The sequence below is a fragment of the Paeniglutamicibacter sp. NPDC012692 genome (assembly GCF_042901625.1).
Taxonomy (GTDB): Bacteria; Actinomycetota; Actinomycetes; order Actinomycetales; family Micrococcaceae; genus Paeniglutamicibacter.
In genome coordinates this window covers 205,007-219,869 of record NZ_JBIBDE010000001.1, presented here as the reverse complement: position 1 = coordinate 219,869, position 14,863 = coordinate 205,007, and the positions used below count along the sequence as shown (strand labels likewise).

The window sequence follows — 14,863 nt, the reverse complement described above, 5'->3', positions numbered from 1 at the left end:
GGGGCGGGCGCACGGTGCCCGACCCGCCGGGGTGGCGGACAGCGGCGTTGCGCCCTGGCGGTTCGGGCAATCGCGCGGGTTTTCAGGCGGCGGCGGATCCCGGATGGAAGACCCAGTTCCGCACGGGCCTTCGCAGCGGGTCCCGCGATGCCGGAGGCACGACGTACGGGATGCCGTCGATGAACTCGATCCCGAAGTGGCCGGCGTGGTGGGCGGAATGGCAGCCGACGCAGAGCAACACGCCCTTGTCGACGCGGGTTTGGCCGCCCTGCGACCACGGGTCGACGTGGTGGGCCTCGGTCCGGTTCACGGCCATGGAGCAGCCGGGGTTGATGCAGCCGCGGTCCCGCGCCGCGATCGCCCGCTTCTGGCCCTTGGTGAAGAATCGTCGTTTGCGGCCCAGGTCCAGCGGCTGGCTGTTGCCGCCCATGACCAGCGGAAGGATGCCGGCGTTGCAGGCCAGCCGCCGCGCGGTGGCCGCGGCCAGGTAGTCGCCGTGGCCGGTGAGCCCCGGCGCCTCCGAGGCGCCGGTGAGGGAGTCGTAGTCGATCATGACCAGCATGTCGACACGGGAATTCATGGGCATTGCGGGATCCGCCGTGCCGCCGGCGGTGGAGCCGGTCCGGATCGAATCAAGCACCGCCTGCAGGAGCCGCTGGGCGCGCACCCTGGCGTTGGCCTCCGCGGACGTCTCTCCCGGCAGCTGGTCCCGGTCCGGCGCGGCGGCCGGCCGGCCGACGTCGGTGAACCCTTCGCGCGGGCGTTCCCCGGGCGGGAGGTTCGGGTCCACGGCCCATTCGGGGATCGCGCGCGGCGGCCGCCCGGTGGCAGGACTTAACGACGGGCCTGACGATGGGCTTGACGGCGAGCCGGATTTCGGGACCGGGCGATCGCCGGAGGACGTGCGCGGATTGTTCAGGTCGTCGGCCAGCGTGGTGAGCAGCTCGTTCCCTTCGGCATCGGTGGTCAGCTCCCACTGGTAGCCGGTGGGCTTCTTGCCGCGGAAACGCAGGCCGAGGTAGGGACGGATGGCTTCCTCGTCGCGTTCGATCGCCGTCTCGTCGAGCACGACGGTCGCCTCCCTGAGCATCCGGCCCACGGTGCCGGCGTCGTGGTCGGTGACGGCCCGCGCGGCGACGGCCTCGAGTTCAGCGGCGGACCCGGCGGGGTCGGGCTGGGCCTCCAGGGCGGGCGCCATCGCACCGAGCTTGCCGGCTGTGTTGGCGATGAGCCGCGGGTCGGCCACCGCGTCCCGGAGGATTTCCCCGAGCCTGGGGAAGCCGGGTTCCCGGACGGCGCCGCCGGGCCCGCGGTGCGGCAGCAGTCTTTCGTAGCTGTCCACGCGGTGCTTGGCCTGGAAGTACGTGAGCCTGAGCAGGTTCTTGAGCAGGTCGGCCGTGTCGCGGTGCAGCGGCTTCCGGCCCGCCGGCACGGTCTTGTCCTGGGGCAGAGGTAGGGCGCCCGCGGCGAATTCGTCGCCGCTCCCAAGCAGGTTGTTCAGTTCGGCCAGCGGTTCCTCGGCGCAGGTGTGGGCGTCGGTCTCGCGGCAGGCGCCCGCAGCCAGGATCTGCGCGTAGCCGGCGACGCGGTAGGTCTGCTCGGCAAGGCGGGCGAAGGCCGCCGCCCGCACCGGGGAACGGCCGATGCCGTGCATGGCCCGCTCCGCCGTCCGGTTGAGCACGGGGCCGAGCACGGCCAGGATGCGCAGGTCGTCGACCGGGCCTGACGGATTTCCCGCATTCAAGACCCCGCGGATGGCAGCCAGCACCGCCGACGTTACTTCGCTGCCCGGCGTTTCGCCGCCGTCGCCTGCTGTCGTTGTGGACATGGGATCCACTATGGGCGCGGCGGGCCGCACCCGGTGCCGCGGACCGCAGGAATGTGGACAACGATCGTCCCGCCTGGTGACGGGGGTGCCGTCGGTGTGGGTGACGGCTGGCCCGCGGGGGCCGCGGTCCTACGGGGTGAGGATGAAGTCCCAGGGATCGGAGTTGATCTTGGAAACCTCGGCCTCGACCTCGTGGCCCAGGTCGTGCAGCACGTTGACCAGGGCGTCGGCCGCCGAGGGCAGCCACAGCCATTCGCTGGCGAAGTGTGAGACGTCGATCAGGTACGGCTTGCCGTTCAGCGAGGCCTCGCGGGCCTCCGAGGCGGGGTGGTGGCGCAGGTCGGCCGTGACGTAGACGTCGGCCTCGGAGTCGCGCACCGCGTCGAAGAGCGAATCGCCGGCGCCTCCGCAGACGGCGACCTTCTGGACGATTCCGGCGCGCTCGCCCGCAACGCGCACTCCCCCGGCAACCGAGGGCAGGGCGGAGAAGACGCGGCTGGCGAATTCCTGCAGCAGCATCGGTTCGGGCAGCATGCCGACGCGGCCGATGCCTTCCTCGGGCAGGCCGGCGCTGGAGGGCGCCAGCGGCTTGGTGTCCGTGACGCCCAGGATGTCGGCCAGCACGTCGGAGACGCCGCCGAGCGCCGAGTCGGCGTTGGTGTGCGCGGTGACAAGGGCGCATCCGGATTCGATCAGGAGGTGCACGGCCTCGCCCTTGAAGCCCGTCGCGGCAACGGAGTTCACGGACTTGAGCAGCAGCGGGTGGTGGGTGACCAGCAGGTCGGTGCCGCGCGAGACGGCGTCGGCAATCACCTCGAGCGTGGGGTCCACGGCAAACATGATGCGGCGCACCGGGCGTTCGGGGCGCCCCACGACGGGTCCCACGGCATCCCAGCTCTCGGCCAGCGAGGAGGGCCAGAGTTCCTCGATGGCCAGCAGCACCTCGCCCAGGGTGGGGGTGGTCAACACGGGTGCCGGCTCGAGGGCGGAATCCTCGTCGTGGTCCCGATCGTCCGATCCGGCTTCCGCTCCATCGTCGGACACGGCCTCGGCGGGCGAGGATCCGGGGCCGGCGACGTCGTGCGATTCGGCAACTGGCAGCCCCGCGGCGGGCGTCGCGGCGGGCGTCGCGGCGCGGGCATGTCCGGCCACCCCGTGCAGCGTAGAAACGTTGCCCGGTGCTGCGGCCATGGCCCCGTGATCGGATCCGGGCATGGTTGCGGAGGTCTGGTCGACCCCGTCCGAGTCCGTCAGGTCGGAGACGATACGCATGCCGTGTGGCTGTCCCTTGTTGCTTTGCATGCATCTACCGTAACCGGATCGGGGCGCTTTGGACGCATGGCAGGGAGCGCTTTGGCCGCATGTCCGGGAATGAAATGGCGTGCCCGGTGCTTGAATATCCATGTGAACGATTTTTCAATCTCCGCGGTCCCGATCCGCTTTTCGCCGACCAGCGAGGGCCGCGACGGACAGCAGCTGCGCACCTTTGTCCTAGCAGGCGGCTGTTTTTGGTGTCTGGACGCCGTGTACCAGCGGACCCGGGGCGTGACCTCGGTGGTTTCCGGCTACACCGGCGGACACGAGCCGGCGCCCACCTACAGGTCGGTCTGCACGGGAAACACGGGTCACGCGGAAGCCGTCGCCGTAACATTCGACCCGGCGGTCGTGCCCGAGGAAGTCATTCTTGACATGTTCTTCACCATGCACGATCCCACCACGCTGAACCGGCAGGGCTACGACACGGGCACGCAATACCGCTCGGCGATGTACCCGCTGGATGCCGCGCAGGACGAGCTTTTCCGCGAATCCGCGCGGAAGTTCGCGGGGCTGTACCCCGATCCGATCGTGACGGCCTTCGAGGAACCCGCCGACTTCTTTGTCGCCGAGGGAATCCACCAGGACTACTACAACCGGTTCCCGTCCGAGGGCTACTGCCGCGTCATTATCGACCCGAAACTGGCGAAGGCCAGGAAATATTACGCCGCGTGGCTCGATGAACCCGCCGCACCGCGAGGCTGACTAGGCTTGTAGTCAACCACTTGACCACGGTTCAACACTGCGGGACCGCTTGCATGTAAGGACACATCCACCATGGCTAAGGAAACATCAACCATGTCGAAGATCTACAACGACGTCACCGAAATCGTCGGCCGCACCCCGTTGGTGCGCCTGAACCGCCTGGCCGAGGGCCTCCCGGGCAACATCGCGGTGAAGCTGGAGTTCTACAACCCGGCCAACTCGGTCAAGGACCGCATTGGCGTGGCCATCGTGAACGCCGCCGAGGCATCGGGCGCGCTGAGGCCGGGTGGAACCATCGTCGAGGGCACCTCCGGCAACACCGGCATCGCCCTGGCCATGGTGGGCGCGGCACGCGGCTACAAGGTTGTCCTGACCATGCCGGAGACCATGAGCACCGAACGCCGCGTCATGCTGCGCGCCTTCGGCGCCGAGATCGTGCTGACCCCGGGTTCCGAGGGCATGCGCGGCGCCGTGGAGAAGGCCAAGGAGATCGTGGCCACCACCGAGAACGCCATCTGGGCCCAGCAGTTCGCCAACGTCGCCAACCCGAACATCCACGAGGCCACCACCGGCCCGGAGATCTGGGAAGACACCGACGGCGAGATCGACATCCTTGTTGCGGGCATCGGCACCGGCGGCACCATCACCGGCGCCGGCCGCTTCCTGAAGTCGCAGAAGCCGGGCCTGCAGGTCATCGCCGTGGAGCCGAAGGATTCGGCGATCCTCAACGGCGGCAAGCCGGGCCCGCACAAGATCCAGGGCCTGGGCGCGAACTTCATTCCCGAGGTGCTGGACACCGAGCTGTACGACGAGGTGCTTGACGCCGCGATCGACGACTCCGTGTCCGTGGCCCGCGCGCTCGGCACCCAGGAAGGCATCCTCGGCGGCATCTCCGGCGGCGCCGCCGTCTGGGGCGCCCTGCAGGTCGCCGCCCGCGAGGAGAACAGGGGCAAGCTGATCGTGGCCGTGATCCCCGACTTCGGTGAGCGCTACATCTCCACGCTGCTCTTCGACGACATCCGCGGCTAGGCTTCAGCAGCAGCTTTCCGGTGGACCGACCCTCCGCCCGGCGTGCCCCGATTCCCGGAGCTCGTCGGGCGGAAGGTGCGAGTCCGCCGCTTTTGGTTTCCCGCGCCGCATGCCGGGGAACCTCCCGAACAAACCCCTGGAACAAAGGTCACGTTGTGAGTTTCTTTTCCCGATTGCGCGAGGATCTAGTCAGCGCGAGCGCCCATGATCCTGCCGCCCGCGGCAATGCCGAGAACTTCCTGGCGTACTCCGGGCTGCATGCCATCTGGATCTACAGGCTGACCCACCGGCTGTGGCAGAACCCCAGGACGCGCTTCCCGGCGCGGCTGATCTCCCAGGCCGGACGGTTCATCACCGGAATCGAAATCCACCCGGGCGCAACGATCGGCCGTCGCTTCTTCATCGACCACGGCATGGGCGTGGTGATCGGCGAGACCGCGGAGATCGGCGACGACGTGATGATCTACCACGGGGTCACGCTCGGCGGGCGGTCGCTGGCGAAGGTCAAGCGCCACCCGACCATCGGCGACCGCGTGGTCATCGGTGCCGGCGCCAAGGTCCTGGGTCCCATCGTGATCGGTGCGGACTCGGCCATCGGCGCCAACTCCGTGGTGGTCAAGGACGCCCCGGAGGGCTCCATCATCACCGGGATCCCGGCGAAGAACCGCCCGCGCACCCCGGAGGAGCGCAAGCCGGCGGTGGATCCGGCCGAGTACATCGACCCGGCCATGTGGATCTAGCCGGTCGGCAACCTGTGGCACCAAGCAACGCGGCGTCGAAACCGTCCTTTCCGGGGCGGTTTCGACGCCGCTTTTCTGTGCAGGCTCGCGCTCAGGCCCCGTCCGGGTACTTGGCCAGCAGGTAATCCCGCAGCCCCGGGATGGCGAACCTGATGTTGCCCCGGCCTGCCGGCTCGGCCAGCCCCGCCGCGATCAGGCGGGAACGGTAGTTGCCCGAGGTGTTGCGCCTGTCCCCCATGCGGGCACCGACCTCGGCAATCGAGGAGGGCCCGTCGTCCACCGCCATGGCCAGCAGGAAATCCAGGTCCTTCGACGAGGCCTCGGAGAGCGCCGCCTCGATGACCACCCGGGTGTTGCGCCGCCGCGCGACCCGCGTCGCCTTCTCGATGTCCCCGGCGTCGATCGTCCCGGATCCGACCTCGGCCAGCTGCCACAGGTGGTAGCCGACCAGCTGGATCAGGAACGGGTATCCGTCGGTGGCCTCGGCGGCCTGCTTGGCCAGTGCCGGGGAAAGGTTGAAGCCGGCGCCGTTGAAGGTTTCCAGGTAGGAGGCCTTGACCTCGCCGACGGCAGCGGCGTGCAGGTCGATCCTGTCCGCCCGGCGCAGGAAGGTGGCGACACCCTCGTTCAGCAGGTCGGAGACGGCGGCGGGCAGCCCGGCAAACACCAGCGCCACGGGCAGGCCGTCGCGGATGAAGTGCTGGACGCTGGCGGCCAGTTGCGCCAGCTCGCTGCGGTCCGCCGCATGGATCTCGTCGACGGTGATCAGCAACCCGGTTTTCTGCGCTTCGAGGTAGCCCAGCAACTCTTCGCCGAGCTGCCTCCAGTCGAGCTGCTGTTCGGGCGGGAGGCTGGTGGAAATGCTGAACCCGCCCGCGGAGATCCCGGTGATGCGCCGCCGCGGGGGCCCGTCGCCGAGTTCGTCGGCCGCGTGTTCCATGGCCTTGCCCAGCCTGCCGAGGAAGCCCGCCGTCGCCGTTTCGGAGATGACAACCCAGCCCTTGGCGCGTGCCATGTCCTCGGCGACGCCGAGCATCACGGTTTTTCCGATGCCGCGGGCTCCGGTGATGATCGAGAGCAGCCCGGGTGCGCCGGAGCGGATGTCGAGGCCGTAGTCGAATTCGTCCAGGACGCCTGTGCGGCCGATGATGTCCGGCGGGGTCGCCCCGGCCGTCGGGCGGAATGGGTTGATCACGGGCAACTCCGGTGAATAGTTGTGTCATCTGTGAATACTTGTGTAATTAGTGTAATCCAGTGTTCACAAGCGGCAAGGTCCCGATCGTTGGCGCCCGCACGTGCGAAGACCGCAGCGCAGCAGGATGCCCGCCGGGCGACGGATCTACGCCCCGGGAAGCGGGTTCATGTCGGCCAAGGCCGCCAGGGCGCGCTCGGGATGTTCGGCCATGCGGTTGAGCACGTACAGCCACCATTCCCCGCCAAAGACGATGTACTCGCGCGTGGCATACCCCTCCGCACCCAGTCGATCCATCAGCTGCGTGCCGAGGCCCATCAGCATTTCGAATTCGATCTGGCCGACCTTCAGGGTATCGCCGTGCTCGGCGATAAGGGCATCGACCAGTTCCCCATCATGCGTGGCAAAAGCCGCGCCGTGCCCCGACTCCACCAGCCGGGCAGCCAGCGAGCGGTACGCCGCGAGGAGCTCCTCGCTGTTGCGCGGGTACGCTACGGATTCCGGTTCGAGGAAGGCCCCCTTGACCAACCGGATCGTTCCGGGGCGTTTCAGGACGCGCTCGAGGTCAGTCGGCGTGCGGTGCAGCCTTGCCTGCAGCGTGATGCCGATCCGCGGGATCTCGTCAGACAGCTGATCGTACAGATCCAGGACCAGATCGGTCCGGTCCGATCCCTCGGCGGAAATCATGAGGGCGGTTCCCTGCGTCTCGGTTGCTCGGGCAAGCGCCCGGACATGGTCGAGGGCAAGCTCGCGGTCAACGAGCGCGCCAAGGTGCGAGAGGTCGAAGGAGATGGTGCCCGGCAGTCCGGATTCGGACAGCGCGCCGGCCACCTCCAGGAAAATCCCGGCCTCGGAAACGGCCAGCTCGCGGGTGCGTACCGATTCGCCCGCGTACTCGATGCTGACTCGGTGGCCCTTGTCGGCGGCCTTCCGTGCGACTTCGATCGCATCCGCGACGGTGTCCCCCGCGGTGTACCTCCGCGAAACCCGCGTTGCCATTTCTGCCAGCACCGGCGAGGACATGACTCGCGCTTTCATGCCCTCATCCAGGGCAAACGTTCGCAGCGTGTCGGCTGCGCGTTCCAACTCATAGGCACTTGTCATAGGCCTAAACGTAGCCCACCGCGGATCGCAAGTGGGTGTCGGTTACGCACCTGCCGGGAGGCAAACCGGAGGCGGCCAAGGAACGGGGCAGCGCGGTCGCGAGAGTTCGGTGAGTTTCCGATGCCGGGCTCCGTCCAGGGTTCATGGCCAGGCAGCGTCGCACTCCACCACCTGGCCGATTGCCCAGGCGTCGCCGGCGCCAAAGGTCGTGGTGCCCGCATCCAGTGCGGGCCTGAGGCAATCGGCCGCAACATCAACTTCCCTCGGGGCGCCTTGGCTCAGCCGGTTTCCTCCGGCGATTTCGGTGGCCTTGAGCCCTCGGGCCCGAGGAATCGATAGTCCACGGTCCCGCATCCATGCACGGTCATGGCACCCAACGAGGTGCGTTCGGGCGTTGCGCCAATCACGCGTTGGTCACAAGCCCGGTCACAAGTCCGGTCACAAGCGACCTCATTCCAACCTACCTGGACCGCGCTTTTCAGGCCTTCAAATCAGTGTTTGTTCGCGCAGTTAAACGGGTAATGCTATGTCAGGTTCGCCATTTCGTCCAGAAAATGCCACTTGGGAAGACAAAAAGAGCTATTTGCTTGACCACCCTCATGCGTTCATGAATGATTCACTTCTGTGTGGTTGGCTCTGAAACGTGAAAGCCTTGCTGGCTAAATCGCACGTTTCCCTTCGTTACTAGCCAGCTACCAAAATGCAGACGTTCATCACCCACGGCACAGCGCGTGCCGCACTCTTGAGAGTTGGAAAAATGACGAGCAATACGTTCATGAGGGCTGGGCTGGGAGCCGTTCTGGCTTTCGGCCTGGCCGTGGCCCCGTTGGCGATCCCGCCGGCAATGGCCACCACCGAGACACCACCGCCGGAAGCCAGGGCTACGGCGCTCCCTGAAAGCCCCGAGGCCGAGTCACCGTCAGGCGGGTCCCTCTCGGCCGCCGTCACGATGGCCGGTTCGCTGGATGCACCGCATGTGATCATCAACGAGGCCTACCTCAACGGCGGCAGCGCGAACGCCGCCTACAAAAACAAATTCGTGGAGCTCTTCAACCCGACGAATGCCGATGTAGACCTGTCTGGCTGGTCGTTGCAGTATCGCTCGGCCACGGGGCAGGTGGCTCCCACCGGTTTTGCCCCGCTTTCCGGCATCATCAAGGCCAATGACCACTACCTGATCAAAGGCAATTCCAACGGAGTAGTGGGCAGCGACCTCCCCGCCAGCGATGCGGACGCGAGTGGATTCTCCTTTGCCGGCGGAGGCGGCACGCTGATCCTCTCCGACACGAACTCCAAATTGCCGGCCAACCTTCCCACCGGTTCCCTGGTGGGAACATCCGGAGTGGTGGATCTCCTCGGCTACGGCTCGTCCAACACCTTTGAGACCGCGGCATCATCGGCGGCGAGTGCTTCTACGTCGCTGAACCGCACGCTCTCTGTCGACACGGACAGCAACGCCAAGGACTTCTCCACGGCTGCTCCCTCGCCTGTGGGCACTGGTGGCGGCGACGAACCGCCAACGCCTCCTGTTGATTCAGGGGCCAAGACAATCGCCGAAATCCAGGGAACGGGCACCAAGAGTCCCCTGGTCGGCACCACCGTGACGACCAGGGGCAAGGTCACCGCGGCCTACCCCACCGGTGGTTTCAATGGCTACTTCGTCCAGACCCCCGGCACCGGCGGCGACCTTGACTTGGGAACCCACAACGCCTCCAATGGTGTCTTCGTGTATTCCCCGGCGACCGTCGCCAACGTCAAGATCGGCGACCACGTCCAGGTGACAGGCCTCGTCAAGGAGTTCGGCGGCGCCTCGGACACCGCCACCACCACGGAGATCGATGTCGCCGCCGGCGGAATGACCCAGCTCGCCGAGCCCGCCACCGAGGTCAAGGCGGCCGTCATCACGGTCCCTGCCTCGGTGACGCAGCGCGAATCGCTGGAGGGCATGCTGGTGGACCCGCAGGGCGACTTCACCATCACCGACAATTACTCGCTGAACAACTACGGCGAGATCGGCTTGGCCACGGGGACGACTCCCCTGGTCCAGCCCACGGCTGTGGCGCCCTACGGCTCCGCCGCGTACACGGCCAAGGTCGCCGAAAACGCCGCCCGCGCCATCAAGCTCGACGACGGCGCCAGCACCAACTTCCTGGGCTCCGGCGGCTCCGTGGTTCCGCTGCCGTGGTTGAGCCGGGAAACGCCGATGCGCGTTGGTTCGACCTCCGAGTTCATGGCCCCTGTCATCTTTGACAACCGCAACAACTCCTACAAGTTCCAGCCGCTGCAGACCCTCACCCCGGCGAACGCCGGCACCGTGCAGCCCATCACCTTCGGTAACAACCGCGCGGAGGCGCCGAAGCCCGTGGGCGGCAACCTCAAGGTTGCCTCGTTCAACGTGCAGAACTACTTCACCGAGACCGGTGACAAGAACGCCTCGTGCGAGTTCTACACCGACTACAACGGCAACAAGATCAGCGTCAAGGGCGGGTGCCTCCAGCGGGGTGCTGCCGATGCGGCGAATCTGAAGCGCCAGCAGGACAAGATCGTGGCCGGCATCAATGCATCCGGAGCCGATGTGCTCTCACTGGAAGAAGTCGAGAATTCCGCGAAGTTTGGGAAGGACCGCGACAGCGCCCTTGCCGCGTTGGTCGATGCCCTCAATGTTGCCGCACCGGGAGTCTGGGACTACGTCCGCTCCCCCGCCGCGGACCAGCGGCCGGCCGTCGAGATCGAGGACGTGATTCGCACTGCCTTCATCTACAAGAAGAACACCGCGGAGCCCGTGGGCGACTCACTGATCCTGGACGACAAGGCATTCACCGGCATCGCCCGGCAGCCGCTGGCCCAGTCCTTCAAGCCCGTTGGCACCGAGGATTCCGCCAAGGTGCTGCTGATCGTCAACCACTTCAAGTCCAAGGGTTCGGCGATCGGCAATGACACCGATCAGGGCCAGGGCAACTCCAATTTGGCGCGCACGGCCCAGGCCGAGGCCCTCGTGGCGTTTTCCACCAAGCTGCAGGCCGAGCAGGACACCGACAAGGTACTGCTGATGGGTGACTTCAACGCCTATGGGTTCGAGGATCCCATCAAGGTCATGACCGATGCCGGTTACGTGGACCAGGATCCCAAGACCGGCAAGCACTCCTACAGCTTCGGCGGAATGGTCGGCTCGCTTGACCACGTCCTTGCCTCGCCTGCCGCTGAAGCGGTGGTCACGGGTGCGGACATCTGGAACATCAACTCCGCCGAGTCCGTCGCCATGGGATACAGCCGCTACCGGTACAACGCCACCGATTTCTACGATTCGTCGGCCTTTGCCGCATCCGACCACGACCCCGTCGTCGTCGGCCTGGACTTGGGGAATGCACCGGCAGCCACCAAGGAAATCAACCTCTTGAACATCAATGACTTCCACGGGCGCATTGATGCCAACACGGTGAAGTTTGCCGGCACCGTGGAGCAGCTGCGCGCCGCGTCCGGGGACGCCGGTACGGCTTTCCTCTCCGCGGGTGACAACCTTGGCGCCAGCTTGTTTGCCTCCGCTTCCCAGGACGACAAGCCCACCATCGATGTCCTGAATGCACTGGATCTGCGGGCCTCCGCCGTTGGAAACCACGAGTTCGACAAGGGCTACGCCGACCTCGATGGCCGGATCACCGATGCAGCCGACTGGGACTACCTCGGTGCCAACGTGTACGCGAAGGGCACCACTACCCCCGTGCTTGACGAGTACAAGATCATCAACCTCAACGGCGTGGATGTTGCAGTGATCGGCGCCATCACGCAGGAGACCCCCACGCTGGTGACACCTTCGGGCATTTCCATGCTGGAATTCGGTGACCCGATTGAGGCGGTCAACCGCGTCGCCAAGAAGATCACGGACGGCAAGCTGGCCGATGTGATCGTGGCCGAGTACCACGACGGTGCGGGCGCGGGCACTCCCGAGGGCGCAACCATGGAGGAGGAAATCGCTGCCGAGGGCACCTTCCGGGACATCGCGACCAAGACCAGTCCAGCGGTCGATGCCATCTTCACCGGACACACTCACAAGCAGTATGCGTGGGATGCACCGATCCCGGGAGTCCCCGCCGATGCGGCGCTGAAGACCCGCCCGGTGCTCCAGACCGGAAGCTACGGCGAGTTCATCGGCCAAATCACCCTGAAGGTGGACACCGCCTCCGAGGAGGTTGTTTCCTATTCGCAGGGCAACGTGCCGCGCACGAAGACCGACGACGCGGCGCTCGTAGCCAAGTTCCCGCGCGTTGCTGCGGTCAAGGCCATCACGGACAAGGCGCTGGCCGACGCGAAGGTGGCGGGCAGCGTTCCCGTCGGAAAGATCTCCGCCGACATCACCACGGCGCAGACCTTCGACCCGGCCACCGGAAAGTACACCCGTGATGACCGCTCCAGCGAATCGACGTTGGGCAACCTTGTGGGCGATGCGCTCCTGGAGACGCTCAAGTCGGAGCAGACCGGCGGAGCCGAAATTGCCGTGGTCAATCCCGGCGGGCTCCGTGCGGACCTGCTTCACAAGAATGCCGGCTTCGCGGACGGCGTGGTGACATATGCCAACGCCAACGCGGTGCTGCCGTTCGTGAACAACCTGTGGACCACCTCCCTGACCGGAGCACAGGTCAAGACGATGTTGGAGCAGCAGTGGCAGACAAACGCCGACGGTTCCATCCCGAGCCGACCGTTCCTGAACCTGGGGCTGTCATCCAACATGGAATACACCTACGATTCAACCCGTACACTGGGAGACCACATCACCTCGGTCACCATCAACGGCGAACCGTTGGACCCGAAACGTTCCTACCGGGTGGGCACGTTCAGCTTCCTGGCCACCGGAGGCGACAACTTCCGGGTCTTCACCGAAGGCACCAACACCAAGGACTCCGGGCTCATCGACCGGGATGCCTGGATCAAGTACCTCGGCCAAAAGTCGGAAACGGCGCCGATCGCCCCCGACTTCGCCCGACGCGGCGTGGAGGTCATCGGCAACCCGGCGAGGGTGGATGCCAAGGGCGCCGTCAGCTTCCAGCTCAACAAGCTTGACCTGACGTCGCTGGGCAGCCCGAAGAACGCCGCCGTCACGGTGGAATTCACCGACAGCAAGGGCAAGCGCACCGTGGTTGACACGGTGGGCGTGAGGGATGGATCGGCAAAGGTTTCCTTCCGGCTGCCTGCCGATGCCCGCACCGGTGGCGTCATCACCGTCAAGGCCGCCCCGAGCGGCACCACGGTGAAGCTGCCGTTGCTCATCACCAACCCGAACGAAAAGTGCAAGCCCAAGCAGGATGCAAAGGCCTGCGCCTGATTCGTTTGACATAGGCAAGATGGCGCCCCCGGCTTCCGTGAAAGCGGAAGCCGGGGGCGCCATTGCATGCGCGGAACGCACCGCCGGATTGCTCCGGACGCCCGAGAGGGGCGGCACTCCGGTTCAATCGGCGCACAGCCCCTCACGGGTGAAACGTGAAGACTAGTGGGTGTCTTCGGCTTCGATTTCGGTCTTGTCGCCGCTCCACTGGGTGTGGAACGAGCCCTCGACGTCGATGCGGTTGTAGGTGTGCGCACCGAAGAGGTCGCGCAGGCCCTGGGTCAGCGCGGCCGGCAGGCGCTTGCGGCGCAGGCCGTCGTAGTAGGCCAGCGAGGAGGAGAACACCGGAACCGGCACGCCCATCTGGACGGCGGTGGCAACCACGCGGCGCCAGGCCGGAAGGGCCGCTGCGATGGCTTCGGCGAACGCCGGGGCGAAGAGCAGGTTTGCCGGCTTCTGGTCCGCGGCGTAGGCCTTGGTGATGTCGGCCAGCAGGGCGGCGCGGATGATGCAGCCCTCGCGCCACAGCGAGGCGATCTCGTCGAGCTTCAGGTCCCAGTTGTATTCCTTGCCCGCGGACGTGAGCATGTCCAGGCCCTGGGCGTAGGAGACCAGCTTGGAGGCGAACAGCGCCTGGCGCACGTCCTCGACGAAGTTCTCGTCCAGCTCGACGGCGATCTCGTGGCCGGCCAGGACCTCCTGGCCGATGGCACGCTGGTCGCGCTGCGAGGACAGGCCTCGGGCGAAGACGGATTCGGCGATGGCGGAGATCGGGGATCCCAGGTCCAGGCCGGACTGCACGGTCCAGCGGCCGGTGCCCTTCTGGCCGGCGGAGTCGACGATGACGTCGACCAGCGGCTTGCCGGTCTTGGCGTCGACGTGGGCCAGCACCTCGGCGGTGATCTCGATGAGGAAGGAGGCGAGCTCGCCCTTGTTCCATTCCTCGAAGATCGCGGCCTGGGCGGCAGGCTCGAGGCCGGCACCGGTGCGCAGAAGGTCGTAGGCCTCGCCAATGACCTGCATGTCGGCGTACTCGATGCCGTTGTGGACCATCTTCACGAAGTGGCCGGCACCGTCGGTGGAGATCCATGCGCAGCACGGAGCCCCGTCGATGGCCTTGGCGGAGATCTTCTCGAGCATCGGGCCCAGGGCGTCGTAGGACTCCCTGGAACCGCCCGGCATGATCGACGGGCCCAGCAGGGCGCCCTCTTCGCCGCCGGAGACGCCGACGCCCACGAAGTGCAGGCCCTTGGTTGCCAGGTCGGCCTCGCGGCGGCGGGTGTCCTGGAAGTTGGAGTTGCCGCCGTCGATGATGATGTCGCCCTCTTCGAGCAGCGGAACCAGGGCGTCGATGACGGAGTCGACCGGGCCGCCCGCCTTGACCATGATCATGACGCGGCGGGGAGTCTCGAGGCTCGCGACGAGCTCTTCCATGGTTTCGGTGCGGATGAAGTCGCCTTCATCGCCGTGTGCGGCCAACAGGGCATCGGTCTTGGCGACCGAGCGGTTGTGCAGGGCAACGGTGTAGCCGTTGCGGGCGAAGTTACGGGCAAGGTTTGCGCCCATGACGGCTAGGCCGGTGACGCCAATCTGTGCAGGCATGAAGTCTCCATCGGTTGCGAATATCGAAGCCG

The 14,863-nt window shown here is 66.5% G+C and carries 9 protein-coding genes; 4 read left to right on the top strand and 5 right to left on the bottom strand.

Features of this window, described 5'->3' with window-relative positions:
• Positions 1 to 82: 82 nt before the first annotated feature.
• Both ACFY5D_RS00885 and ACFY5D_RS00880 read right to left on the bottom strand, forming a co-directional pair.
• Positions 83 to 1,828: an HNH endonuclease signature motif containing protein gene (locus ACFY5D_RS00885; protein ID WP_387523714.1), complete on the bottom strand. Its 1,746-nt coding sequence runs from the start codon at positions 1,826 to 1,828 to the stop codon at positions 83 to 85.
• Between the two features lie 129 nt (positions 1,829 to 1,957).
• Entirely contained in the window at positions 1,958 to 2,872 is a 915-nt protein-coding gene (locus ACFY5D_RS00880) for a Nif3-like dinuclear metal center hexameric protein (RefSeq protein WP_387527515.1), read from the bottom strand.
• A 432-nt stretch (positions 2,873 to 3,304) separates the two neighbouring features.
• On the opposite strand from ACFY5D_RS00880, the gene msrA reads away from it, so the two are divergent.
• The 3 genes from msrA (at position 3,305) to epsC (ending at position 5,616) form a co-directional block, all read left to right on the top strand.
• Positions 3,305 to 3,847 carry a peptide-methionine (S)-S-oxide reductase MsrA gene (msrA, locus tag ACFY5D_RS00875; protein ID WP_387527512.1) on the top strand — a complete coding sequence of 181 codons (543 nt, stop codon included), beginning with the start codon at positions 3,305 to 3,307 and terminating at the stop codon, positions 3,845 to 3,847.
• 93 nt (positions 3,848 to 3,940) lie between these two features.
• Positions 3,941 to 4,876, top strand: coding sequence for a cysteine synthase A (gene cysK, locus ACFY5D_RS00870; RefSeq protein WP_387527510.1), 936 nt, complete (start codon positions 3,941 to 3,943; stop codon positions 4,874 to 4,876).
• Between the two features lie 155 nt (positions 4,877 to 5,031).
• On the top strand, positions 5,032 to 5,616 hold the full coding sequence (gene epsC, locus ACFY5D_RS00865; RefSeq protein WP_387523711.1) for a serine O-acetyltransferase EpsC: 585 nt from the start codon (positions 5,032 to 5,034) through the stop codon (positions 5,614 to 5,616).
• Between the two features lie 91 nt (positions 5,617 to 5,707).
• On the opposite strand, the gene ACFY5D_RS00860 is transcribed toward epsC, so the two are convergent.
• Together ACFY5D_RS00860 and ACFY5D_RS00855 are read right to left on the bottom strand one after the other, a co-directional pair.
• Complete coding sequence (locus ACFY5D_RS00860; protein WP_387523708.1) at positions 5,708 to 6,811, bottom strand: ATP-binding protein; 1,104 nt, start codon at positions 6,809 to 6,811, stop codon at positions 5,708 to 5,710.
• Between the two features lie 144 nt (positions 6,812 to 6,955).
• Positions 6,956 to 7,912 carry a proline dehydrogenase family protein gene (locus tag ACFY5D_RS00855; RefSeq protein WP_387523705.1) on the bottom strand — a complete coding sequence of 319 codons (957 nt, stop codon included), beginning with the start codon at positions 7,910 to 7,912 and terminating at the stop codon, positions 6,956 to 6,958.
• A gap of 757 nt (positions 7,913 to 8,669) precedes the next feature.
• On the opposite strand from ACFY5D_RS00855, the gene ACFY5D_RS00850 reads away from it, so the two are divergent.
• Positions 8,670 to 13,229 (top strand): ExeM/NucH family extracellular endonuclease, encoded by a 4,560-nt coding sequence (locus ACFY5D_RS00850; protein ID WP_387523702.1) that lies wholly within the window; start codon positions 8,670 to 8,672, stop codon positions 13,227 to 13,229.
• Between the two features lie 162 nt (positions 13,230 to 13,391).
• Here the strand turns inward: ACFY5D_RS00850 and gndA are convergent, their stop codons facing one another.
• On the bottom strand, positions 13,392 to 14,831 hold the full coding sequence (gene gndA, locus ACFY5D_RS00845; protein WP_387523699.1) for an NADP-dependent phosphogluconate dehydrogenase: 1,440 nt from the start codon (positions 14,829 to 14,831) through the stop codon (positions 13,392 to 13,394).
• Positions 14,832 to 14,863 lie beyond the last annotated feature (32 nt).

Bases quoted from the DNA above. Each gene is read 5' to 3' on its own strand.
- ACFY5D_RS00885 (WP_387523714.1), bottom strand. From the start codon at position 1,828: ATGTCCACAACGACAGCAGGCGACGGCGGCGAAACGCCGGGCAGCGAA.
- cysK (WP_387527510.1), top strand. From the start codon at position 3,941: ATGTCGAAGATCTACAACGACGTCACCGAAATCGTCGGCCGCACCCCG.
- ACFY5D_RS00855 (WP_387523705.1), bottom strand. From the start codon at position 7,912: ATGACAAGTGCCTATGAGTTGGAACGCGCAGCCGACACGCTGCGAACG.
- ACFY5D_RS00850 (WP_387523702.1), top strand. From the start codon at position 8,670: ATGACGAGCAATACGTTCATGAGGGCTGGGCTGGGAGCCGTTCTGGCT.
- gndA (WP_387523699.1), bottom strand. From the start codon at position 14,831: ATGCCTGCACAGATTGGCGTCACCGGCCTAGCCGTCATGGGCGCAAAC.